This is a genomic window from Actinoplanes subtropicus (assembly GCF_000721705.1).
Classification (GTDB): domain Bacteria; phylum Actinomycetota; class Actinomycetes; order Mycobacteriales; family Micromonosporaceae; genus Actinoplanes; species Actinoplanes subtropicus.
Window position 1 is genome coordinate 139,514 of sequence record NZ_JOJL01000020.1, and the last position, 23,505, is coordinate 163,018.

20 protein-coding genes and 1 pseudogene are annotated in these 23,505 nt (G+C 71.4%); 11 read left to right on the forward strand and 10 right to left on the reverse strand.

The genetic code is table 11. The annotated features are described in order from the left end of the window. Nucleotides 1-13: 13 nt before the first annotated feature. The 3 genes and pseudogenes from IH26_RS0125890 to IH26_RS63120 form a co-directional block, all read right to left on the reverse strand. Complete coding sequence (locus IH26_RS0125890) at nucleotides 14-529, reverse strand: YceI family protein (RefSeq protein WP_030438834.1); 516 nt, start codon at nucleotides 527-529, stop codon at nucleotides 14-16. 34 nt (nucleotides 530-563) lie between these two features. Then, the gene (locus IH26_RS58240; RefSeq protein WP_245665536.1) at nucleotides 564-3,335 is read right to left on the reverse strand and encodes an ATP-binding protein; all 2,772 of its coding nucleotides are present in this window, start codon (nucleotides 3,333-3,335) and stop codon (nucleotides 564-566) included. After that, nucleotides 3,336-3,965, reverse strand: a pseudogene (locus IH26_RS63120) (hypothetical protein); the annotation flags it as partial. A gap of 41 nt (nucleotides 3,966-4,006) precedes the next feature. On the opposite strand from IH26_RS63120, the gene IH26_RS54010 reads away from it, so the two are divergent. Further along, nucleotides 4,007-4,171 (forward strand): hypothetical protein, encoded by a 165-nt coding sequence (locus IH26_RS54010; protein WP_245665542.1) that lies wholly within the window; start codon nucleotides 4,007-4,009, stop codon nucleotides 4,169-4,171. On the opposite strand, the gene IH26_RS0125905 is transcribed toward IH26_RS54010, so the two are convergent. The 3 genes from IH26_RS0125905 to IH26_RS0125915 all read right to left on the reverse strand — a co-directional run bounded on the left by IH26_RS0125905 (nucleotide 4,145) and on the right by IH26_RS0125915 (nucleotide 6,385). Further along, nucleotides 4,145-5,146, reverse strand: a complete 1,002-nt coding sequence (locus IH26_RS0125905; RefSeq protein WP_051808505.1) for an App1 family protein phosphatidate phosphatase — start codon at nucleotides 5,144-5,146, stop codon at nucleotides 4,145-4,147. The genes IH26_RS54010 and IH26_RS0125905 overlap by 27 nt on opposite strands. A 132-nt stretch (nucleotides 5,147-5,278) precedes the next feature. Next, complete coding sequence (locus IH26_RS0125910; RefSeq protein ID WP_245665508.1) at nucleotides 5,279-5,974, reverse strand: hypothetical protein; 696 nt, start codon at nucleotides 5,972-5,974, stop codon at nucleotides 5,279-5,281. Nucleotides 5,975-6,040: 66 nt separating this feature from the next. Next, nucleotides 6,041-6,385 carry a hypothetical protein gene (locus IH26_RS0125915; RefSeq protein WP_157437392.1) on the reverse strand — a complete coding sequence of 115 codons (345 nt, stop codon included), beginning with the start codon at nucleotides 6,383-6,385 and terminating at the stop codon, nucleotides 6,041-6,043. Nucleotides 6,386-6,468: 83 nt separating this feature from the next. Here IH26_RS0125915 and IH26_RS0125920 point away from each other — a divergent pair, with 83 nt between their 5' ends. The 8 genes from IH26_RS0125920 to IH26_RS0125955 all read left to right on the forward strand — a co-directional run bounded on the left by IH26_RS0125920 (nucleotide 6,469) and on the right by IH26_RS0125955 (nucleotide 15,673). Then, the gene (locus IH26_RS0125920) at nucleotides 6,469-7,308 is read left to right on the forward strand and encodes an NAD-dependent protein deacetylase (RefSeq protein WP_051808546.1); all 840 of its coding nucleotides are present in this window, start codon (nucleotides 6,469-6,471) and stop codon (nucleotides 7,306-7,308) included. A 123-nt stretch (nucleotides 7,309-7,431) separates the two neighbouring features. Next, a complete protein-coding gene (locus tag IH26_RS0125925; RefSeq protein ID WP_030438840.1) occupies nucleotides 7,432-8,439 on the forward strand; it encodes a LacI family DNA-binding transcriptional regulator in 1,008 nt (335 codons plus the stop codon). Between the two features lie 124 nt (nucleotides 8,440-8,563). Then, complete coding sequence (locus tag IH26_RS0125930) at nucleotides 8,564-10,252, forward strand: ABC transporter substrate-binding protein (RefSeq protein WP_030438841.1); 1,689 nt, start codon at nucleotides 8,564-8,566, stop codon at nucleotides 10,250-10,252. 63 nt (nucleotides 10,253-10,315) lie between these two features. Further along, the gene (locus IH26_RS0125935) at nucleotides 10,316-11,383 is read left to right on the forward strand and encodes an ABC transporter ATP-binding protein (protein ID WP_030438842.1); all 1,068 of its coding nucleotides are present in this window, start codon (nucleotides 10,316-10,318) and stop codon (nucleotides 11,381-11,383) included. Next, nucleotides 11,380-12,360, forward strand: a complete 981-nt coding sequence (locus tag IH26_RS0125940) for an ABC transporter permease (RefSeq protein ID WP_030438843.1) — start codon at nucleotides 11,380-11,382, stop codon at nucleotides 12,358-12,360. The genes IH26_RS0125935 and IH26_RS0125940 overlap by 4 nt, the downstream gene beginning before the upstream one ends. A 3-nt stretch (nucleotides 12,361-12,363) precedes the next feature. Then, a complete protein-coding gene (locus tag IH26_RS0125945; protein WP_051808506.1) occupies nucleotides 12,364-13,308 on the forward strand; it encodes an ABC transporter permease in 945 nt (314 codons plus the stop codon). After that, entirely contained in the window at nucleotides 13,308-14,312 is a 1,005-nt protein-coding gene (locus tag IH26_RS0125950; RefSeq protein WP_030438845.1) for an ABC transporter ATP-binding protein, read from the forward strand. Before IH26_RS0125945 ends, IH26_RS0125950 begins: the two co-directional genes overlap by 1 nt. Then, nucleotides 14,309-15,673, forward strand: coding sequence for a GH1 family beta-glucosidase (locus tag IH26_RS0125955; RefSeq protein ID WP_030438846.1), 1,365 nt, complete (start codon nucleotides 14,309-14,311; stop codon nucleotides 15,671-15,673). The genes IH26_RS0125950 and IH26_RS0125955 overlap by 4 nt, the downstream gene beginning before the upstream one ends. Nucleotides 15,674-15,719: 46 nt before the next feature. Here the strand turns inward: IH26_RS0125955 and IH26_RS62235 are convergent, their stop codons facing one another. Continuing rightward, on the reverse strand, nucleotides 15,720-16,613 hold the full coding sequence (locus tag IH26_RS62235) for a hypothetical protein (protein WP_051808507.1): 894 nt from the start codon (nucleotides 16,611-16,613) through the stop codon (nucleotides 15,720-15,722). A 163-nt stretch (nucleotides 16,614-16,776) separates the two neighbouring features. On the opposite strand from IH26_RS62235, the gene IH26_RS0125965 reads away from it, so the two are divergent. Then, the gene (locus IH26_RS0125965) at nucleotides 16,777-17,961 is read left to right on the forward strand and encodes a phosphorylase family protein (protein WP_051808508.1); all 1,185 of its coding nucleotides are present in this window, start codon (nucleotides 16,777-16,779) and stop codon (nucleotides 17,959-17,961) included. Nucleotides 17,962-18,011: 50 nt separating this feature from the next. Further along, on the forward strand, nucleotides 18,012-18,776 hold the full coding sequence (locus IH26_RS0125970) for a hypothetical protein (RefSeq protein WP_030438849.1): 765 nt from the start codon (nucleotides 18,012-18,014) through the stop codon (nucleotides 18,774-18,776). Nucleotides 18,777-18,779: 3 nt separating this feature from the next. On the opposite strand, the gene IH26_RS0125975 is transcribed toward IH26_RS0125970, so the two are convergent. The 3 genes from IH26_RS0125975 to IH26_RS0125985 form a co-directional block, all read right to left on the reverse strand. Beyond that, nucleotides 18,780-19,976, reverse strand: coding sequence for an ROK family protein (locus tag IH26_RS0125975; RefSeq protein WP_030438850.1), 1,197 nt, complete (start codon nucleotides 19,974-19,976; stop codon nucleotides 18,780-18,782). 504 nt (nucleotides 19,977-20,480) lie between these two features. Continuing rightward, complete coding sequence (locus IH26_RS0125980) at nucleotides 20,481-20,690, reverse strand: hypothetical protein (RefSeq protein ID WP_030438851.1); 210 nt, start codon at nucleotides 20,688-20,690, stop codon at nucleotides 20,481-20,483. Between the two features lie 286 nt (nucleotides 20,691-20,976). Beyond that, the gene (locus IH26_RS0125985) at nucleotides 20,977-23,496 is read right to left on the reverse strand and encodes a DNA gyrase/topoisomerase IV subunit A (RefSeq protein WP_030438852.1); all 2,520 of its coding nucleotides are present in this window, start codon (nucleotides 23,494-23,496) and stop codon (nucleotides 20,977-20,979) included. Nucleotides 23,497-23,505: the final 9 nt, after the last annotated feature.

A 23,505-nucleotide genomic window follows, 5' to 3' on the forward strand; every position in this document is an offset into this window, starting at 1 on the left:
CCTTCTGTCCGTTCTAGGACCGGAAGTAGATCTCGAATTCCAGGTGGACGGGCCGGGCGATGATGCCCCGGCCCGCCTTCACGCCGGCCGCCACCCGGTCCAGAGTGCAGCTCGCCGTGCAGCGGTAGCCGGCGGTGGTCGGCTCGATCCCGTCGAGGGTCAGGGTGACCTCGCTGTCGGTGCCGCGGACCGACAGCACGCCGGTCACCTGCCAGCCGGCCGCCGCGCGGACACAGCCGGTGCTGCGGAAGGCGATCACCGGGTGGTCGGTGACGGCGAGGAAGCGCTTGCCGCGGATGTCCTTGTCGCGCTTCGGGTCGTCGCTGCGGAACGTGGCCGCGTCGAGTTGCGCCGAGGCGCTGGACCGGACCGGGTCGGCGCCGATGGTGACCGTGCCCGCGCGGATCGCCATGGTGGCGGTGACCGGCTTGAGGCCGAAGGCGTGGGCGGCGCGCAGCGTACACGTTGATTGACTTTGATCGATGGTGTAGGTGCCGGGCCGGAGGTCGGTGCTCAGGTTCGTTGTCATGCGCCCAGCGTCGGATTTTCCGGGGGCGCGGGCGTCAGTGCTGGTACTGAGATGTGCCACGTAGGTCGGCACGGCCGGTCAGGCCGAGCTTGCGCAGGATGCTGCGGACATGCGTTTCGACCGTACGCTCGGAGAGGAACAGGCGCGCGGCGACCTCCCGGTTCGACAGGCCGCGCGCCACCAGCCCGGCGATCTCCCGTTCCCGCGCCGTGAGCAGGTCGTCCCCGGCCAGCGTAGCCGCCTCCTCGGCGATCTTGTGGAGGCCGAGACGGCGGGCGGTGGCGAGCGCCCGGCCGGCCAGATCGCGGGACGTCTTCGGGTCGCCGGTGCGGAGAAAGCGGGCGTACGTCAGCTGCGCGAGCGCCAGGAACGGCGGCGAGCCCTGGCGCTCCTCCATCGCGACCGCGTCGCGCAGATGGCGCTCCGCCGCCGGATCCCCCAGCGTCGCGGCGATCACGCCGAGCGACCGGTCCACAGCGCCGTTACAGGATGACATGTTGTTGAGGTAACGGCCCGCATACGGCAGCGCCAGCCGGTAACACTGCGCGGCGAAGTCACGGTCACCGACCCAGGCCGCCACCTCGCCGGCCGAGACCACGATGAACGGCCGGCGCCCGTCGACCGGCAGCCGCGGCAGGATCCCGCGCAGCTGGGCGACCTGCTCGGCGGCCCGCTCGCGATCGCCCGCCCGCATGGCTATCCGGGCCAGCATGGTCACGCCGACCGGGACACCGGGGATGGTGATCGCGATCGCGGCCAGGTCGTTGTCCCAGCCCGGGGTGTCGCCGGTGAGCTGCCCGAGCCCGTCCTGGAACGCGGGCAGCAGCAGCCCGGCCGAGGTGTCCTGGGCGCGCAGGGCCAGGTCACGGGCCTCGATCGCGGTAACCAGCGCCTCGGTGACCTGCCCCGACAGCATCCGCCGGACCGCCCGCGCGCGCAGCAGGTGCCAGCGCGCGACCGGCCAGCCGAGGCGGTCCGCCAGCTCGGCCAGCCGGGCCTGCTCGGCGTCGAAACCCGCAAGATCACCGAGGCAGAGGTACGCATCGAGCCGCCACACGCGGCTCCACAGCTCGGCGTCGGGCCGGCCGCCCGGCACCGCCAGCTCGGCCCCGCGGCGGGCCAGGTCGAGCACCTCGTCCACGCCGAGCATCGGGTCCATGATCTCGTGCCGCGCGTGGATCGCGGCGACCAGGGCGCCCGGGTGGCCGGAGCGCTCGGCGAGGGTCATCGCCTCCCGGCTGATCGGCTCGGCCCGCGGCCCGTCGTGCATCTCGGCGATGAGGAAGGCGTACTGGGCCAGGACCTGGGCCCGGTCGGCGTCGTCGAGGGGCCGGGCGAGGGCGCGTTCGCAGAGGCGCAGGAGGGCCGGCGCCAGGGGGCCACCGAATCCGCCCAGCCCCCGGATGACCAGGGCGGCGGGCGCCCCGATCTCGTCGACGACGGCCTCGCAGTCACCCACGGCGAGATCGAGTTGACCGTCGCGGTAAGCGGCACCGGCCCGCTCCAGCCGGATCGCGGCGGTCGATTCGTTTTCCAGGGCGCGGGTCAGCCAGCGGACGGCCTCGCCGTGGTCCAGCGCGGCGGTCGCCTGCCGGGCGGCGGCAACACACGACTCCGCGGCGAGTCGGCGGGACGCGGGATCGACGGCGGCCCGCACCCGATGGCGAGCAACCTCGATCGGAGCCGCGCTGGCGGCGGCGAGCGCGTCCGCGATGCGCGCGTGCGCCCCGATCCGGGCCTCCCGGCTCAGGTCGGCGTAGCAGGCCTGCCGGACCAGCTCGTGCGCGAACCGCAACCGGGCCGGCGCCCACGGGTCGTCGACGAGCACGCCGGCCTCCACCGCCGGCGCCAGCTCGACGAGCTCCAGGACGGTCGTATCCACCTCGGCCCCGAACGCGGCGGCCACGCCCAGCGCCACCCGGCAGGCCGGGGCGAGATGCGCGGTGCGGCGGGTCACCAGCCGGCGCAGGCTGTCCGGCAGGTCGAGGTCGCCGGCCGGGCGCGCCAGCCGGCCCTCGCGCACCAGCAGCCGGCCCAGTTCCCGGGTGTAGAGCGGATTGCCGCCGCCGAGCTGGTGGACCACCGCCGCCCAGGTGCCGTGCGCCGGGCCGAGCCGGCCGAGATACGCCGCCACCGCCGGGACGTCCCACGGGCCGAGCGGCAGGACGGTCGCCTCCGGCAGGTCGAGGCCGGTACGCGAGGTGCCGAGCACCAGGATCCGGCTCGCCGACACCTCCCGGGCCAGCGCCGCGAGCAGGGCCAGCGACGCCGGGTCGGCCCAGTGCAGGTCCTCCAGCACCAGCACCAGCGGCGTACGCGTGGCCACCACCGCCAGCGCCGAGAGCACCTCCCGGATGGCCCGGAACCGCGCCGCCGCGGCCGGCTCCCCCGCGTCGGCGAGCGCCAGCAGCGACGGCGACAACCCGTCCACATCGGAGTCGAGCAGGCGCAGCCAGGGCCAGAAGGCGGGCGCCCCCTCGTCCGGGTCGGCCCGCCCGGTCAGCACCGTCACGCCGGCGGCCGCGGCCCGCGAGACGGCCTCCTCCACGACGGCCGTCTTGCCGATGCCCGCCTCACCGGTCAGCAGCGCCACCGCGCCGGACCCGTGCTCGGCCGCGGCGCGCAACTCGTCGAGCGCCACCACCTCGGCGACCCGGCCGATCAGGGTCTGTGTCGGAGTGGGGGCCGGAGCGAGGCGAGGTCCGGGCGTCGTCTGGGTGTGCGCCGCGGGCGCCCGAATACCGGGGTTGTATTCGGGTGTTCGCGGCGTGCGCCCAGGCGGCGGCTGGGCCACGCCGCAGCCCACGATCTCGTCGCCGAGGGCGAAACCGGCGCACAGTTCAAGCTCGTCGCCGCTCCAGAAGCGGCCGGGGTCGTACCAGTTGGGCTGGCGGCCGCGGGGCAGCAGGCCCATGTCCTCGTACGTCACCGCGACCACCTCGGCGCAGTAGGCCGTCTCCAGGCCGGCCTCGCCGACCGGGCCGCGCTGCCAGCGGCGGGGGCGGACCTGCGGCACCCGGCCGCGGACCCAGCGGAACGCGAGCTGGGCCGAGGACGGGAACGGGGTGCCGTCGAGGCGGGCCACCGTCTTCAGCGCCTTGTCTTCCATCGTGCGGGTGACGCCGGGCTCCAGCTGGCGCAGCCAGCCCCGCTGGCCGTAGCGCTGGGCCCAGACCGTGACCGCGTCCCGCAGGTCGTGCAGCTGAACGCCGCGCTGGAACGTGCCGGACCACAGGTCGGGCAGCGATTTGCCCAGCTCGGCGTGCCACATCAGGGGCGGCATGTCCTCGATCACCAGCGACATGCCGACGTGGTTGACCGGGCTGTTGGTCAGCGTCTGGATCGCCCGGTCGGGGCCGGAGCGCCCGCGGAAGATCCAGATGTCACCGGTGCGCGTCAGGTCGAGTGCCTGATCGAGGCTGATAGCGGCGTCCACGTGTCTATCCTCGGATGATGCGTTGGTGGAAAGTAGTGGGCTTGGCCGGATTGGCAGGGGTCGCGGCCACCGGGGTGGTCGTCGCCCGGGCGGAGCGCAAGCGCCGGGCGTACTCGCCCGACGAGGTACGCAACCGGCTGCACCAGCGGGTCGCCGAGGCGGCCGAGCCGGACAAGGTCTCAGACGACATCGGTGTCGCGGAGTAGCGTCCACAGCCCGGCGCCGTCGGGCGCCGTGAACCAGGTCTTGCCGCCGGAGCCGACCGCCTCGGGGTCGCCGGCCGGGCCCGGGATGGCGCCGGCCAGCACCGACTGGGTCGGCGACAGCCGGCGGATCGCCACCGCGGCCACGTTTTCCGGGTGGGCGTGCGCGAATTCGGAGTAGATCTCCTGGTCGTGCTGGCCGTCGTCGCCGATCAGCAGCCACTTGATGTCGGGGAACTCGGTGGCCAGGCGCTTCAGCGTGCTCCGCTTGTGCTCCTGGCCGCTGCGGAACCAGCGGTCGGGGGTGGGGCCCCAGTCGGTGAGCAGCAGGGGGCCGGCGGGGTACAGGTGGCGGCTGAGGAAGCGGGTGAGCGTGGGCGCGACGTTCCACGCGCCGGTGGAGAGGTAGAACACCGGGGCGCCGGAATTCGCGTTGACCAGCCGTTCATACAGCACCGCCATGCCGGGGACGGCCATCCGGGCGTGCTCGTCGAGGACGAACGTGTTCCACGCGGCCAGCAGCGGGCGGGGCAGGGCGGTGACCATCACCGTGTCGTCGATGTCGGAGATCAGGCCGAACTTGCAGGCCGGGTCGACCACCCGGATCGGGGCGTCGACCGAGGCCGCGCCGTCGGTGGACAGGCGCACGCTGGCCCAGCCGGGGGCGAGGTCGCCCTTGACCCGGCAGTCCACGTACCCACTTCGGTCGGTTCTGGTCTCGGTGACGTCGTCGCCGACCCGGATGCGCACCACGGTGTTGTTGACCGGGGAGGTCAGGAAGCTGCGCCAGCCGCGCAGCTTTTCCCGCTGCTTGCGCTTGCCGGCCTGGCGGGTGAGCACGATCCGGGCCATCACCCGGCACCAGCCGGGGGCGCCATAGCCCGTATACGCCGTGATCACCGGCTGCCAGCCGCGGCCGCGCAGCCGGCGCTCGACGACCTCGTGGAGCGCATCCTCCACCACGGCGGCGCGGTGCATCCGGACCGCGGGCGGGGAGGCACCCGCAGGAATCTCCGTCACGCTCGCCCCCTAACCCTCTTCACGTGCGGTTACGGTACCCGCCCGGTACGACCCTCGCGGAGGAATGCGGGGCCCCTCCATTCAGGACTTTCAGGCCGCCGCCGGAAGCTCGGCCGTGGTCCACGCGTCGGCCCACCATTGTTCATCGCCGGCCGGTTGCCCGGCGCCGGCCCGGGTGACGGCGGCCGACGCCTCCAGCCGGAGGCTGCGCAGCGCCTCGGCCGCGAACTCGGCCTCCTGCCAGGCCTTCCGCTCCTTCGCCAGGGCCGCCTGGTACTCGGCCCAGCGGTGGTCGCGGATCGCCTGCTTGAGCGCGGACTCCTGCACCACCGGGTGCAGCCGGGGGTTCCAGCCGCGGTGCGCGTATACGTCGTTCAGCTGGGCGATGGAGATCTCCCGGTTGCGGCAGGCCGCGCTCGCCGCGTGATGGAGATAACGCTGCCGTTCCACGTTCTCCCCCGGCTTGCGGCGCCGGCTCATCAGCGGGTACGCGAGGGCCTTGGCGGCCTGCCGGGCCACCTGGTCGGCCGCGTCGAAGGCCAGCCAGGCGGTATCGAGCTCCCGCTGGGCGCCGACCCACTCGGCGCGGCGGCGCTCGGCGGTGGCCCGGCCGGCGGCCACCGAGACCTCGCCGGCGTAGCGCCGGGCGTCGGAATCGGCCTCGGTGATCACCGGCTCGGCCGGGCGGGTGCGGCGGGCGAGCACGCCGGCGAGCAGGACGGCGCCGACGAGCATCAGCACCCAGAGAGCGGCGGCTTGCGGGACGGAGACAAGGAAGGTTTCCACGGAACACCTCACTGACGAACGCGGCGGTGGGTGGTGGGTCTTGCGGGGAGAGGCGCGGGCAGCGAATCAGGCGGCCGGCGGGGCTCGTTGCCCGCGAACCCGGAGCGCGCCACCGATCAGCACCACGAGCAGGGCGGCCACGACGATCGTCGCGGGCGCCTCGGGGGACGCCGGGCCTTCTTCCACGCGTACGGCGGAAGGCGCGGACACCGACTCACGCAGGGTGACCGAGGTCTCGGCCGACGCCGTCGTGACGGCGGGCGACGGCGCCACCGGCGGCGGAACGGTCGCGGCGGGCCCGGCGAACGCCATGGCGAGCAGCGCGAGGCCGGCCAGGAAGCGCAGCAGGCGCCGAGCGGCCCAGTCACTGGAGAACCAGTGACCGCGGAGCACACGCGCCACAGCTGTCACGGGATCAACTTACCGAATCAGGATGCAACGTGCACGAGTCGCCGAAGTCACGGGCGTGTGATGCGGTCCACCGAAGAGGGACCATTGGCGTCGTGGACCTTCAGGTGGTGGAGCAGGTGGCCACCCTCGGCGAGTGGATCTCCGAGGGTGGCGTGGTGGTGCTCAGCGGGGCCGGGCTCTCGACCGACTCGGGAATTCCGGACTATCGCGGGCCGTCCGGGTCGGCGCGGCGCAGCACCCCGATGACGTACCAGACCTTCACCCGCGACCCGATCGCCCGGCGGAGGTACTGGGCGCGTAGTCACCTCGGGTGGCGCACGATCGGGCAGGCTCGCCCGAACGATGGTCACCACGCCGTGGCCCGGCTGCAGCAGCGGGGCGCGCTGGACGGCATCGTCACGCAGAACGTCGACGGCCTGCACCAGGCGGCCGGCGCCCGCGACGTGGTCGAGTTGCACGGCAACCTGGCCCGGATCGTCTGCCTGGGCTGCGGCGCGTCCACGCCGCGGGAGGAGCTGGGCGCCCGGCTGGACGCGGCGAACCCGGCCTTCGCCGGAGTGGCGCTGGCGTTCAACGCCGACGGCGACGCCGAACTGGCCGACGAGTCGTTGGACGGATTTACCGTGGTGGATTGCCTGGACTGCGGGGGAATGCTCAAGCCGGATGTCGTCTACTTCGGCGAGACGGTGCCGCCGGGCCGGGTCGCGCGCAGCTTCGAGCTCGTCGAGAACTGCCGTACGCTGCTGGTTCTCGGCTCGTCGCTGACCGTGATGTCCGGCCGGCGGTTCGTGCTGCGAGCGGTCAAGCAGGGGATTCGGGTGGCCATCGTCAATCGCGGGGTCACCCGTGGCGAGCCGTACGCAAGCCTCCACATCGATGCCCCATTGGGCATCGTGCTCCCCTATCTCGCGACTTCGCATTGACGTGACCCGGGCCACTGCCGTTTACTGCCGGAACCGGTACCGAAACCGGTTCCGTCGTCTTCCCGAAACAACGGCGGCCGGGTGGGCGAGAATGCCTGCATGCAGACAGGAGGGCCAGGACCAGTGCCGATCACCATCGCCGACGTGGCGGCCCGGGCGAAGGTCAGCAAGACGACCGTGTCCCGGGTGCTCAACGGCAAGGGTGAGCTCGACGAGTCGACCGCGGCCCGGGTCCGGGCGGTGATCGACGAGCTCGGCTACGTGCCCAGTTCCCGGGCCGTCGGGCTGGCCCGCGGCCGTACCCGCGTGGTGGCCATGCTCGTACCGTCGCTGACCTGGCCGTGGATCGGCGAGGTGCTGCAGGGCGCGGTCGACGTGCTGGAGACCGAGCGGTACGGCCTGCTGCTGTTCACCTGCAACCGGGGCGAGGAGTCGATGCGCCAGTTCGGCGCCCAGGTCTCGGCGAAGTCCTTCGACGGGCTCCTGGTCATCGAGCCCGAGGGCACCCTCGACTACATCGCCACGCTGCACCGCCGCGGCCTGCCGGTGGTGCTCATCGACGACCGCGACCAGAGCACCGGCGAGATCCCCAGCGTCGGCACCACCAACCACGAGGGCGCCGGCGCGGCCGCCCGGCACCTGCTCGAGATCGGCCGCCGCACGCCGCTGGTGATCACCGGCCCGGAGCGCTTCGGCTGCACGGTCCAGCGCACGGCCGGCTTCGCCGCGGTGTACGCGGAGGCCGGCCTCGCCATCCCGCCGGAACGGGTCCGGCTCGGCGACTTCACCGTCGCCCGCGGGGCCGACGCGGTGCAGGCCGCGCTCGCCGCGGGGATCGACTTCGACTCGGTCTTCGCGCACAACGACCTCTCCGCGCTCGGCGCGATGCAGGCGCTGCTGGACAGCGGCCGCCGCACCCCGCAGGACGTGGCGGTGGTCGGCTTCGACGACATCCCGACCGCGGCGCACACCCAGCCGCCGCTCTCCACGGTGCATCAGCCGTTGCGCGAGATGGGCGAGTCCGCGGCCCGTACGCTGCTCGCCCACTTCGAGGGCACACCCCTGCCCGGCGAACCGACCGTCATCCCCACCTCGTTCGTGATCCGCGGCTCCACGGTCCACACCCCGTAAGCCTTCGCCCCACGTCGTCGCGCCCCGACGACTTCACGGAGTCGGCCGCACCTGGCCGGCACCGCGATACCGCACGCCCTCGATTACCCCCTCTTCACCCCATTCCCGGCAAGGAGCATCTGCGATGCAGAGAAGAAAACTGATCGCGGTCGCCGTGGCGGCCGCGCTCACCACCGGCGGTCTGGCCGCCTGCGGCGACTCGCCCAACGCCACCAACGCCAAGAACGCCGGCAAGACGTCGGTCGACTACCTGAAGATCGGCATGCCGAACGGGACGCAGACCGAGAACCACAACCCGTTCGCCGGCACCTCGTCGGCCAACGCGCTCGGCTACAAGTGGATGATCTACGAGCCGCTGCTCATGTGGAACCCGGTCAAGCCGGCCGAGCCCGCCAAGCCGTGGCTGGCCAGCAAGGTCGAGTGGGCGGCGGACTACAAGTCGGCGGACGTCACCGTCCGCGACAACGCGACCTGGTCGGACGGGCAGAAGGTCACCGCCGACGACGTCGCCTACACCTTCAACCTGATCAAGAGCAACGACGCGCTGAACGCGAACGCCATCCCGTTCGGCGAGATCACGGTCAACGGCAACGTCGTGCACCTGACGTTCGGCGAGCCGCAGTTCGTCAACCAGAACAAGATCATGGCGCAGACCGCGATCGTGCCGAAGCACATCTGGGAGACGATCAAGGACCCGGCCACCGACGTCGACAAGAACCCGATCGGCTCCGGCCCGTACACGCTGAAGTCCTTCACCCAGGCCGGCGTCGTGCTCGACGAGCGCACCGACGGGTACTGGCAGGACCTGCCCAAGGTCAAGGAGCTGCGCTACGTCTCCTACGCGGACAACAGCGCGCAGGCGACCGCGCTGGCCAACGACGAGTCCGAGTGGAGCTTCGTCTTCATCCCGAACTACCAGGCCACCTTCGTCTCGAAGGACCCGCAGCACCACAAGGTGTGGGCGCCCGGCGTGCTCGGCATCCACGGCCTCTACATCAACACCTCGGTGAAGCCGTTCGACGACCCGAAGCTGCGCCAGGCGATGAACATGGTGATCAACCGGGCGGACATCTTCAACCAGGCCGAGGCCAGTTACTTCCACCCGGAGATCGACAGCGTGACCGGGCTGCCGGCGGGCGCCGGGGACGCGTTCATCGCGCCGGAGTACAAGGGCAAGACGCTGTCGCCGGATGTGGCGGGCGCCAAGGCGTTGCTGCAGAGCGCGGGTTACCGGCTGAACGGGACGACGCTGACCGACCCGTCCGGGAAAGCCGTCAAGATCACCCTGACCGACCCGGCGCCGTGGTCCGACTACCAGACCACGCTGGAGATCATCAAGACCAACCTCGCGCAGATCGGCATCGACGCGACGGTCGACAAGGCCAACCAGGACAAGTGGGACCAGAGCGTCCAGAAGGGCGACTTCGGGGCCACCATGCGCTGGACCAACGGCGGCGCCACGCCGTACGACATCTACCAGACGGTCATGGACGGCGACCTGCTCAAGCCGATCGGCACCGCGGCGCAGCAGGGCAACTTCGGCCGGTTCAAGTCGCCGGAGGCCACCGCGGCGCTCAAGGCGTACGCGAACGCCACCAGCGACGCCGCCCGCGCCACGGCGATGAACCAGATCCAGAAGGTGTTCGTGGAGCAGGCGCCGATGCTGCCGGTCGGCTCGGACAACGTGGGCGGCGCCTACAGCACCAAGAACTGGATCGGCTGGCCGAGCGACGCCGACCCGTACGCGGGCATGCAGCCCACCCAGCCGTACGCGCTCGACGTCGTCCTGCACCTCAAGCCCGCCAACTCCTGATCGCGTGGTGCCGCTCCCCTGGTTTCCGGGGAGCGGCACCACCCTCGCAAAAGGAAGTACCCGATGACGTCTACGAAGGACGCCACGGTCGTGCTCGAGGCGGTCGGCCTGACCAAGCACTTCCCCGTCCGCCGGACGCTGCGCGATCTCGTCCGCAGAACGCACCACGCGGTGCACGCCGTCGACGACGTGCACCTCACGCTGAAACGCGGCCGGGTCGTCGCGCTCGTCGGCGAGTCGGGCTCCGGCAAGTCCACGGTCGCCCGGCTGCTCGCCCAGCTCTACCCGCGCACCGGCGGCGACATCCGGCTGCACGGCGAGTCCACCCGGGTCCGGAGCGGCCGCCAGTTCCGCGGCTACGCCGGCCGGGTCCAGATGATCTTCCAGGACCCGTTCGCGTCGCTGAACCCGGTGCACACGATCCGCTACCATCTCACCCGGGCGCTGCGGATCCACCACAACGACGGCGGCGACCTCGAGGCGGCCCTGCGCGAGCTGCTCACCCGGGTCAGCCTCACCCCGCCCGAGCGCTACCTCGACAAGTTCCCGCACGAGCTCTCCGGCGGCCAGCGGCAGCGGGTGGCGATCGCCCGCGCGCTCGGCGCCCGGCCCGAGGCGCTGCTCGCCGACGAGCCGGTGTCCATGTTGGACGTTTCCATCCGGCTCGGTGTGCTGAACCTGCTGCGCGACCTCAAGGAGCGGCTCGACCTGGCGATCCTCTACATCACCCACGACATCGCGTCGGCCCGCTACTTCGCCGACGAGACGCTGGTGATGTACGCGGGCCGGATGGTCGAGGGCGGCGACAGCGAGACGGTCACCCAGACGCCGGCCCACCCGTACACCCGGCTGTTGATCGATTCGGCGCCGGACCCGGACCGGCTGACCGGCGACGTGGACCCGCTCTCCAATGGGGTTTCTTCTAGGGTTTTCCGCCGCGGGTCAGCTCAAGCAGACCGGGGCAACGGTGAGCCGCCCAGCCTGATCCGCCCACCGTCCGGCTGCCGGTTCCACCCGCGCTGCCCGGCCGCGATGCCGCGCTGCTCGACCGACCTGCCCGTGCCCCTGGAGATCGGCGACGTGCCGGGCCACTGGGCCGCATGCTGGCTCTATGAAGGGACGGCGGGGTGAAGTACTTCCTGCAGCGCATGGGGTTCTACCTGTTCACCGCCTGGGCCGCGATCACCCTGAACTTCTTCATCCCCCGGCTGGTGCCGGGCGACCCGGTCCAGTCGCTGATCGCCAAGTACCAGGGCCAGCTCTCCACCAAGTCGATCGCGTCGCTCTACGTCCTCTTCGGACTGGACAAGCACCAGAGCCTGTGGACGCAGTACGTCGACTACTGGAAGCAGATCTTCCACGGCGACCTGGGCCTGTCGTTCACCTTCTTCCCTGCCCCGGTCTCGCAGGTGATCGGCCAGGCGCTGCCGTGGACCGTGCTGCTGGTCGGCATCACCACGATCATCAGCTTCACGCTCGGCACCGGGCTCGGCGTGCTGGCCGGCTGGCGGCGCGGCTCGTGGGCGGACGGCCTGCTGCCGGTCACCACGTTCTTCTCCTCGGTGCCGTACTTCTGGCTCGGCATCCTCGCGATCTACCTGCTGGCCGGGCCGGACAGCTTCTTTCCGTCCTCCGGCGGCTTCGACTCGGAGCTGGTGCCGGCCTGGGACCAGTACTTCATCCCGAGCGCGATCCAGCACAGCCTGCTGCCGGCGCTGACCATCCTGATCTCCTCGGTCAGCGGCTGGATCCTGAGCATGCGCAACATGATGGTGACCGTCTCGTCCGAGGACTACATCACCGTCGCGCACGCCAAGGGGCTGCCCGAGCGGCGGGTGGCGCTCTCCTACGCGGCCCGCAACGCGCTGCTGCCCAGCGTCTCCGGCTTCGCGCTGGCGCTCGGCTTCATCGTCGGCGGCACCCTGCTGGTGGAGATCGTCTTCTCCTACCCGGGGCTCGGCTTCACGCTGCTGCAGGCGGTCGGGGCCAAGGACTACCCGCTGATGCAGGGCATCTTCCTGATCATCACGATCGCCGTGCTGGTGGCCAACCTGCTGGCCGACGTCGCGTACCTGCTCCTCGACCCGCGCACCCGTAAGGAGGGCTGAGCGATGAAGAGCTTCCTGCGCAACGGCAAGGCCACCGCCGGCCTGGCCATCCTCGGCGTCTACCTGCTCTTCGCGATCATCGGGCCATGGATCGCGCCGTACGACCCGAGCGCCCGCGGCAACGACCTGGTGAAGGGCCCCTCGGCCGCGCACTGGCTGGGCACCACCCACCTCGGGCAGGACGTGCTGAGCCAGTTGCTGGTCGGCACCCGCAGCGTCGTCTACGTCGGGTTCCTGGCCGCGATCATCGCGACCGTGCTGAGCGTGCTGGTCGGGGTCGCGGCCGGCTACCTCGGCGGCAAGACCGACGACACGCTGTCGGTGTTCACCAACGTCGTGCTGGTCATCCCGGCCGTCCCCCTGATGATCATCATCACCTCGACGCTGAACGACGTCAGCGACACCCTGATCGCGGTGATCATCGGCCTCACCTGCTGGTCGTGGAACGCCCGGGTGCTGCGCGCGCAGACCCTGTCGCTGCGCCGGCGCGACTTCGTCGAGGCGGCCCGGGCGTCCGGCGAGCGCACCTGGCGGATCATCGGCTTCGAACTGCTGCCGAACCTCACCGCGGTGATCGCCTCCGGCTTCGTCGGCACGGTCATCTTCGCGGTGCTCTCCGAGATCACCCTGGCCTTCATCGGCGTCGTCAACAACGGCTGGAACTGGGGCACGATCCTGTTCTGGGCGCAGGGCCAGCAGGCGCTCGGGCAGGACGCGTGGTGGTGGTTCGTGCCGGCCGGCCTGGCCATCGCCGTGCTCGGCATGGCGCTCGCGCTGATCAACTTCGGCATCGACGAGTTCGTCAGCCCGCGGCTGCGCAGCGCCGGCAAGACCAAGCTCCGGACCGCGCGCGGGCGGACCGTCCGGATGCGGATCGGCTTCACCCCGGTGCTGGGCGGCGCGCCGCCGCCCGCCAAGGAACCCGCGCTGGCAGGGGAGGCGAAGTGATGGAGCCGGTCCTCGACATCCGCAACCTGAACGTCGACTACGGCCTCGGTGACAAAGCAGTGCATGCGGTACGGGACGTGAGCCTGACGCTGCACAGGGGCGAGGTGCTCGGCCTGGCCGGCGAGAGCGGCTCCGGGAAGTCGACCCTGGCCTACGGGCTGACCCGGCTGCTCGCGCCGCCCGGCGTGATCACCGGCGGCGAGGTGATCTACCACCCGCCGGACGACGAGCCGTACGACGTGCTCGGGCTCAGCGACCGCGCGCTACGGCAGTTCCGCTGGGCCGAGACGGCGATCGTGTTCCAGGGCGCGATGAACTCGCTCAACCCGGTGCACAAGGTCTCCACCCAGCTGACCGACGTGCTCAAGGCGCACGAGCCGAGGATGAGCGATCACGCCCGCAAGGCCCGCGCCCGGGAGATGCTGAAGCTGGTCGGCATCTCGCCCGACCGGATGGACGCCTACCCGCACCAGCTCTCCGGGGGCATGCGGCAGCGCGTGATGATCGGGATGGCGCTGATCCTGCGCCCACGGGTGGTGATCATGGACGAGCCGACCACCGCGCTCGACGTGGTGATGCAGCGGCAGATCCTGGGGCAGCTGATCGAGCTGCGCGAACGGCTCGGCTTCTCGGTCATCTTCATCACGCACGACCTGTCGTTGCTGGTCGAGTTCTCCAACCGGATCGCCATCATGTACGGCGGCCGGATCGTCGAGGAGGCGCCGGCGGCCACGATCTACCGGGACGCTCTTCACCCGTACAGCAAAGGTCTGTTGAGCTCTTTCCCGGCCTTGCGGGGCGCCCGGCGGGAGCTCGCCGGCATTCCCGGCTCCCCGCCGGACCTCGCGGGGATGCCCGCGGGCTGTTCCTTCCATCCCCGTTGCCCCCGGGCCTTCGAGCCGTGCGCCGGCGAGATCCCGGTGCTCGGCCGTCCGGATACCCCGGACGGCGCCGGCCGTTCCGTCGCGTGCTGGCTTTCCCATCCCCACCCTGGAGCGAGATGAACCCCACCATGACCGCGCTGCCGCCCTCCTTCCAGTGGGGCGTCGCGACCTCCGCCTATCAGATCGAGGGGGCGGCCTTCGAGGACGGGCGTACGGCGTCCATCTGGGACACGTTCTGCCGGAAGCCGGGCGCCGTGCACAACGGCGATCACGGCGACGTCGCGTGCGACCACTACCACCGGATGCCGCAGGACGTGGCGCTGATCAAATCGCTGGGCGTGGACGCGTACCGGTTCTCGGTGTCCTGGCCGCGGGTGCAGCCGGGCGGTCGCGGGCCGGCGAATCCGAAGGGGCTCGCGTTCTACGACCGGCTGGTCGACGAGTTGCTGGCGCAGGGGATCGACCCGTGGGTGACGCTCTACCACTGGGACCTGCCGCAGGAGTTGGAGGACGCGGGCGGCTGGCCGGTGCGGGACACGGCGTACCGGTTCGCGGACTACGCGGCGCTGGTGTTCGAGAGGCTGCAGGACCGGGTGGCCACGTTCACCACGCTGAACGAGCCGTGGTGCTCGGCCTGGCTCGGGTATCAGGTGGGGGTGCATGCGCCGGGGCGACGGAGTTTCGACGACGCGATCGCGGCGGTGCACCACCTGCTGCTGGGGCACGGGCTGGCGATGCGGCGGATGCGGGGGATGGAGACGCGGCCGCACACGTACGGGATCACGTTGAACCTGGGTACGGCCGATCCGGCGTCGGATTCCGCGCTGGACCGGGAGGCGGCTCGGCGCGCCGACGGGATGGGGACGCGGATCTATCTGGATCCGCTGCGGTACGGCCGGTATCCGTCGGACATCGTGGCCGAGTTGGCGACGCCGTTCCCCGTTCGGGACGGTGATTTGGAGATCATCTCGACGCCGTTCGAGGTGCTCGGGGTGAACTTCTATTTCGGGCAGGATTTCGCCGGTACGGACGAGGCGGGGAACACGCACGACCCGGACGGAAATCCGATAGTTCGGGCGATATTTCCGGATACCCCGCGCACGGCGATGAACTGGCCTATCACCCCTGCGCGCTTCACTCGGCTGCTAGTACGGTTGCACCGCGACTACCCCGGTCTCCCCATGGTCATCACGGAGAACGGGTCGGCCTTCGCCGACAATCCCGACATTTCCGGATTTGTCGCTGACGACGCTCGTACCGCTTATTTGGCGTCACATCTGGCGGCGGTGGCCGACGCCCGCGCGCAGGGGGCGGACGTGCGGGGCTACTTCGCCTGGTCCCTGCTGGACAACTTCGAATGGGCCGAGGGCTACGCCAAGCGCTTCGGCATCGTCCACGTCGACTACGAGACCCAGGCTCGCACCCCCAAGCAGAGCGCCCTCTGGTACCGCGACACCATCGCCCGCACCCGCGAGGCGTGATCAGTCCGCCGGCGGTTTCGCCAGACCGCCGGCGGACTTCACCTGGTCAGCCCTTGATCGCGATCGAGGGGAGGATGCTGCGCATCTGCGCGCCCGCCGCGTCCGGCTCGACGCCGGTGAAAATGAAGCCCAGCAGGGCGCCGGTGCCGACCCAGGCGCAGACCGAGACCTTCAGGCCGCTGAGGCCGGACTTGGCGCACTCCGCCTTGCCGCCGATCGGGCCCGCGTCGACCGCGGTCGGTTTCGCGCCGCCGAGCTGACTGCCCGCGCTGCTGAAGAAGCCGTCGAGCTGCTTCTGCCCGCCACCGGCGTTGAAGATCGAGCCGGTGCCGCCCCAGATGACGACGCGGCGCCCCTCGGTCTTGGTGTCCTGGTACACCGCGGCGAACGGGTTGTCGAACCCGGCGTTGCTCATCGCGCTGTTCAGCTTCTGCGCCTGGGACTGGTCGGAGGACTTCTTCAGCGCGCCGATCGTGGCCGGCGCGGTGAGCTTGAACGGCTTGTCCGTATTGGTCGAGCCGCCGCCCGACGAGGTGGTCTTGTCGTCGGAGCCGTACTTGACCGCGAGCACCGCGATCCCGGAGCAGAGGATCAGGGCGACCACGCCCACGACCAGGCCGATGATCAGCCCGGTCCGCCGCTTCTTGACGGGCGGCTGGGGCGGCGGGTAGCCAACGGGGCCCGGCTGCCCGTACGCGGGCTGCTGGTAGGCCTGCTGCGGCTGCGCGTAGGGGTCGCCGCCGTAAGGCTGCTGCCCGCCGTAGGGCTGCTCGCCCCCATAGGGCTGCTGCCCGCCGTAGGGCTGCTCGCCGCCGTAGGGCTGCTGCCCGCCATAGGGCTGTTGCCCGCCGTACTGCGGCGGCTGCTGTTGCGGGTAGTACGGCTGGCCGGAATAGGGCTGATTCGGCTGTTGCGGCTGGGATCCATACGGGTCGGACATCTTGTACTCCCTCGGCCGCTACGGGCAGCGAAATCTCGCCGAACTGGCGCTGGGCAGCATAGTGTCCGGCGGCGCCCCGCACCGCCCCGTTTCCGACACTCATCGCGAACCTCACAACACCGGTGCCACCATGGCGTGGGCGACCGTTCCGGGCAGGAGGCAGATGCACGACGTCGACAGTCTGATCATCGCGGCCGTTCCGGAGGAGTTCACCGCGGCGCGGGAGGCGGCCGAACGCTTGGCCGGCACGACCTGGGCGCGGCGGGACGGCGCGACCGCGGAGCCCTACCTGCTCGGCCGGTTCGGTGACTTGACGGTCGCGCTCGCCCGGCCGCCCGGCATGGGGTCGCGCGAGGGCGGCCAGTTCGTCGCCACCCTGGCCGGCCGGGTGCGCCCGCGGTCGCTGGCGATGTGCGGGGTCTGCGCGGGCCACCCGGACGAGACGGCGCTGGGTGACGTGATCGTCGCCGAACTGGCCTACCAGTACGACGAGGGCAAGCAGACCTCGACCTCGTTCCGGCCCGATCACCGGCAATACCTGCTGTCCGCCGCCTGGAAGCGGGCCGCTCAAGACTTCGATCCGGCCGGCCTGCCCAGCCATCGGGCGGCGACCCCGGACGACGGCGACACCTGGTTGCTGAGCCGGATCCGGCAGGGCCGCGGCTACCTGGACCATCCTGCGAACGAACGCTTCCCGGACACGCCGTCGGAGCGGCTGGATCGGCTGATCGCCGCCGGCCTGGTCACGGACGGCCGGCTGACCCCGGCCGGCGTCGCCGAACTCGAGCGTCGTGCCCGGCGACCGGCGCAACTGCCCTACGTCGTGCGGGTCGGGCCGATGGCCAGTGTCAACCAGGTTCGCCAGGACGACCTCTGGACCGAGATCGAGAACCATGGCGTACGCAAGATCCTGGCGATCGAGATGGAGGCCGCGACGATCGCCACCGCCGCGTTCCAGCGCGACCTGCGCTGGCTGGTGGTCAAGGGCGTGATGGACCACGCCGCCCTCGACAAGAACGACGGCGTGCAGGAGTTCGCCGCCCGCGCCTCCGCCGAGGTCATGTTCGGCCTGCTCGCCGGCTTCCGCCCGGCCGCCGGCCCGGGCTCCCGGGCGGCCGTCCCGGGCAAGATCAAAGTGGACGTGCTGCGCGGCCTGCTCGGCGATTGGCGGGATCTGGCCGACCACCTGGGCGTGCCGCCGCACGACACCTTCCGGTTCGGCGCCGGGGACCAGCCCCGCCAGCTGTGGGAATGGCTCGAGATCCGGCGCCGCCTCGGCGAACTGCCGGCCGCCCTCGACGGCATCGGACGCACCGACCTCGCGGACCTCGTGCGGCCTTACCTGTAGCGGCTACCCTGGGCTCCCTTCTCCACTTCGGACGGGGAGAGCTGGCGAAGATGTCCGAGTTTCGTTTCTCCGGCAAGTCCCGGGTCCGCTTCCAGCAGGATCTCGGTCCGAGCTGGAAAGACGTCGCCGACTACTTCCAGGTCGAGCCGCATGTCAAGGCCCGCTGGCGTCCGGGTGACGAGCCGAGCGAGCTGTGGGACTTCCTGCAGGCCCGCCGGCGGCTCGGCGAGCTTCCCGCGGCGCTGGCCGAGGTGGGCCGCCAAGATCTGGTTACCGTGCTGGAGCCCGAGCCGGCCCTGCCCCCTCCGCCGCGCCGGCGGATCTTCGTGCTGGTCGCGGCGGCCGCGGTGCTGGTTCTCGCGGCGGCCGCCGGATTGATCGTCTGGCAATGGCCCCGCGACCGCACCGCACCCGGGCCCGTGCGCCTGGTGGTCCGGCCGGCGCCCACGGCCACGACGTGGGGCACCGCGCTGACCTGCCCGGCGCATACCCAATGGCCCTTCTCGTTCCCCCGGGACTTCGTCGGCGACGTCTACGTGCAGTTCACCGCCGACGCGCGGCGGACCGTCAACGTCCACGCCACCCTCTACTGGGGCGGCTTGACCTGGAGCCAGACGGTGCCGTCCCGGCCGGGTGACATGGCCGAACGCGTCGGCGGCACCCTCCTGGTCTTCCAGAAGCGCACCATCGATCGCGGCAGCCCGGCGGTGGGGTCCTTCGAGACCGACGTGCCGGTGTGCGCGACCTTCGGCACCGCCTCCGGCACGACGAAACCGGCCCCCGGAGTTACGTTTCAGACCCCACGCTGGAGCTGAGCCCTATCGCCTCGAGTGCTGCGGGCGGCGATTCCTGGGCGGCAGGGCGACCATCGTCTCCTCCTGCTCCGGCAGGCCACCGTCGGCCAGCAACTGCGCGATCGGCAGCGTCGCCGCGCCCATCGCCACCGCGTCCGCGCCGAGCGTGCACAGCTCGATGCTGGTCTGCGAGTAGGGGCGGCGCAGGGCGTGCCGGGCCGCCGCCGCCCGGATCTCCGGGAGGAAGCGCTCTCCCAGCACCGAGCCCGCGATGCCGCCGATGACGATGCGCTCCGGGCTGAACAGATTGATCAGGTCGGCGATGCCCGCGCCCAGGTAGCCGGCCGTCTCGGTGAAGACCTCCCGAGCCGCCGGGGGCGTCGCCGCGAGCATCTCGGTGAGCAGCGCCGGACTGTACGGACGGCCGGTCGCGGCGGCCAGCCGGCGCCCGATGCCGCCGGCCCCGATGTAGGCCTCCAGGCAGCCGCGGGCGCCGCAGCGGCAGAGCTCGCCGTCGTAGATCAGCGTCGTATGGCCCCACTCGCCGGCGTTGCTGTTCGCGCCCCGGTAGCCGCGGCCGTCCATCACCACGGCGGCGCCGACGCCCGTACCGATCATGATGATGACCGCGTGGCGGGCGCCGCGGCCCGCGCCGAACCACATCTCGGCCTGGCCGAAGGTCTTCGCGCCGTTCTCCACGAAGATCGGGACCTCGGTGCCGGCCCGCAGCATCGCGCCGAGCGGCACCGCGTCCCAGCCGGTCGACTGCGAGTCGACCACGCCGTCCTGGTCGACCACGCCGGGCACGCCCACCCCGTAGCCCAGCACCCGGCCCGGGTCGACGCCCGCCTCGGCGGTCACCGCGGCCAGGCCGGCCAGCAGCAGCTCGGCGACCTGCGCCGGGTCGTCGTCGTGCTCGAACTCGGCCTGCGCGAGCCGGGCCATCGACAGGTCGTACAGCTCGATCAGCACGCGGGTCTCGGCCACGTCGGCGCCGACCACGTAGCGGAAGCCGCGCCGCACCTGCAGCAGCACCCGGGGGCGCCCGCCGTCCGAGCCGACCAGGCCGGCCTCCTCGACCAGGCCCTCCTCGAGCATCTCGCCGATCAGGTTGCTGACACTGGCCTGGCTGAGCGCGGTCGTGCCGGCCAGCTGCTGCCGGCTCTGCAGCCCGCCGTGGAACAGGTCGGTGAGCAGGCTGGACCGGTTGGCCCGGCGCACGTCTCGCACCGTCGTACGCCTGGTCTCCAACCTCGTGTTCCCCTCTGCCGGCCGCAACCTCCTCGAAACTCTACGGCGCGCCGGCCGCGCGGCCTCTATCGTGCCCCCGCGAGCAGCCATCGGGACATCAACTTGGCCCATCGGAACGGGGGCGCCGCCGCCCACGCAAACTCGCCCGGCTATCCGATGGCCGCTCTGGTGTCCGGCGGCGCAGGCCGTCAAAAACCTCATATCGTACGAGGCCACGGGCCCGACAACCGCAGGTGCGGCCGAACCCGCCTTTCCACGCGACCTGGGTGCCGTTCAAGGCTCTGCCGCGACCGCCGGGCTGACCTGCCTACTCACCCTCCCGGCCGTCCCGCCGTTCCGGTCGGTCGCGGGTTGGGGGCGGCTCGGTCACGGGTTGGGGGCGGCTCGGTCACGGGTTGGGGGCGGCTCGGTCGCGGGTTGGGGGCGGCGGCGGAGGTGGTGGGGTCCAGCGCCGCCGCCCGGCATGCGGGGGGATTACTTGCTTGGCTGAGGGACGTCGCACTTGATCTTCGGGTTGACGCCCATCCAGTTCAGCGGCCCGGCCACAACCGTGACCACGACGGTGCCGGCCTTCGCGCAACTGGCCGGCCCGGAGTTCTTGAAGTAACCACGCTCGGCGGCCGCCACCACGCCCAGCAGCAGCCAGATGACGATGATGACGGCGCCGATGGATCCGGTACGCATCGGGGGACTCCTCGGTCTCGGGGATGCCCCTCGGGTACCCCGGACCCGTCGATCTCTAAACGACCGGCTTCGTCCACAATCACCCCTCCCGCGCCGAACCCGCCGTCGCCGGCTCCGGTCCCGATCTTGGAAGGCAGGGTGAGTGGGCAGGTCAGCCCGGCGGCCGCGGCAAAGCCTTTCGTTGCACCCAGGTCGCGGGGAAACGCGGGCTCGGCCGCCGCTGCGGTTGGGGGTCGCCTCCTCGTACGGTCGAAGGAAGTTGAAGTTGGTCTTGCCGGCCGGTCGGTCAGCCTCGTTCGATCAGGTGGCCGATGATCTGCGGGCCCATCATCACCGCGGTGCCGGAGCCGTCGCGGCGGGTGTCGGGGTCGGGCAGGTCGACCGGGTCGCCGGTGTTGCTCGCGCCGACCGGACGGGGACCGACCCACGCCACCGCCAGGCGGGACTCGCCCTTGAGGAAGCGCTGCGCGCGCACGCCGCCGGTCGCCCGGCCCTTCGCCGGATATTGCGCGAGCGGCGTCACCTTCACCTGAGTGCCCGTCGACGTGACCACCATCGGCTCGCCGTGCTCGGGGTCGGCCGTCACCACCACGTTGAAGGACAGGACCTCGGCGTCGGCGGCCAGGTTGACGCCCGCCATGCCGCCGCCCTTGAGGCCCTGCGGGCGCACCGTCTTGGCCGGGAAGCGCAGCAGCGACGCGTCGGACGTCACGAACACCAGCGACTCGTTGCCGTCGGTGAGCCAGGTCGCCTGCAGGACCTCGTCGCCGTCCTTGAGCGTGATCACCTCGAACTCGTCGGAGCGGACCGGCCACTCCGGCGCGCACACCTTCACCACGCCGTGCTTGGTGCCCAGCGCTATGCCGGGCGAGCCGTCGGCGAGCGGCGCTATGCCGACCACCCGCTCCCCCCGCTCCAGCGGCACCAGCTCGGACGCCGACATCCCGCCGCGCAGCGACACCGTCCCGGACTGCTCGGGCAGCACCGGCAGGGTCAGCACGTCCGTCTTGAACGCCCGGCCCCGGCTGGTGACCAGCAGGATCCGGCCGCGGGCGGTCGAGTGGATCACCGTGCGGACCGCGTCGTGCTTGACCCGGCCGGAGCGGCGGCGGGCCTCGGTGGCCTCCTCGCTCTCGGCCGCGGTCCGCGCGATCAGCCCGGTCGCGGAGAGGATCACCTGGCAGGGGTCGTCGGCGACCTCGAGCGGCCCGGCCGGCGCGCTCGCCGCGAGCACCTCCTTGAGGTCGCCGTCGATCAGCGTGGTGCGCCGGGGCGCGGCGAAGTCCCGCGCCACCTCGGCCAGCTCGTCCGACACGACCTGCTTGAGCACGTCCTCGTTGTCGAGGATGCGGGACAGCTCGGCGATCTCGGCGCGCAGCCGTTCCTGCTCGGTCTCCAGCTCGATCCGGTCGAAGCGGGTGAGCCGCCGCAGCGGCGTGTCCAGGATGTACGTCGCCTGGATGTCGGAGAGGCTGAACTCGCTCATCAACGCCGCCTTGGCCGCGGCCGCGTCGTCGCTGCCCCGGATGATCGCGACCACCCGGTCGATGTCGATCAGGGCGATGAGCAGGCCGTCGACCAGGTGCAGGCGATCCGCGCGCTTGGTCCGCCGATATTCCGTACGCCGGGTGACCACGTCGTACCGGTGCTCGACGAACACCTCGAGCAACGCCTTGAGGCCCAGCGTCTGCGGCTGCCCGTCGACCAGCACCAGGTTGTTGATGCCGAACGACGTCTCCAGCGGACTCAGCCGGTAGAGGTCGGCCAGCAGAGCCGTCGGGTTGACGCCGACCTTGCACTCGATCACCAGCCGGGTGCCGTGCTCCCGGTCGGTGAGGTCCTTGACGTCGGCGATGCCTTGCAGCCGGGCGGCCTGCCGCTGCCCCCGCTTCGGCCCGGAGACGATCAGCTTGCCCTTCACCTCGTCGGTGATCGCCTCGATGATCTTCTCGGTGCCGATCCCGTACGGCAGCTCGGTCACGGTGATCGCCTGCCGCCCGCGCCCGCCCTCGAGCGGCCCGGTCTGCGCCCGCGCCCGCATCCGCACCACGCCGCGGCCGGTCTCGTAGGCCCGGCGCACCTCGTCGAGCCCGAGCAGCTGCCCGCCGGTCGGCAGGTCGGGCCCGGGCACGAACCGCATCAGCGTGTCGAGATCGGCGTCGGGGTGCGTGATCAGATGCTGGGCGGCGGCCACGACCTCGCCCAGGTTGTGCGGAATCATGTTGGTCGCCATCCCGACCGCGATCCCGGACGTGCCGTTGACCAGCAGGTTGGGGAAGGCGGCGGGCAGCACCTTGGGCTCGACGTCGTCGCCGTCGTACGTCGGCTTGAAATCGACCGTGCCCTCGCCCAACTCGCCGACCAGCAGCATCGCCTCGCGCGACATCCGCGCTTCGGTGTATCTCGCCGCCGCCGGTCCATCGTCCGGGCTTCCAAAGTTGCCGTGCCCGTCGATCAAAGGTGCATTCAGCGAAAAATCCTGCGCCAGACGGACCAAAGCGTCGTAAATGGCGACATCACCGTGCGGGTGGTACTTACCCATCACGTCGCCGACCACTCGCGCGGACTTCACGTACGCCCGATCCGGCCGGTGGCCCTGCTCGGACATCGACCAGAGGATGCGCCGGTGGACCGGCTTGAGGCCGTCGCGCGCGTCCGGCAGCGCGCGCGAGTGGATGACCGAGTACGCGTACTCCAGGTACGAATCCTCGACCTCGTTGGTCAGCGGGTTGTCGATGACCCGCGCGCCGGCCTGGTCGAACGCGGACGGATCGACGCGATTGTTCTCGTTCTTGCGGCGTGCCATGGGAAACAG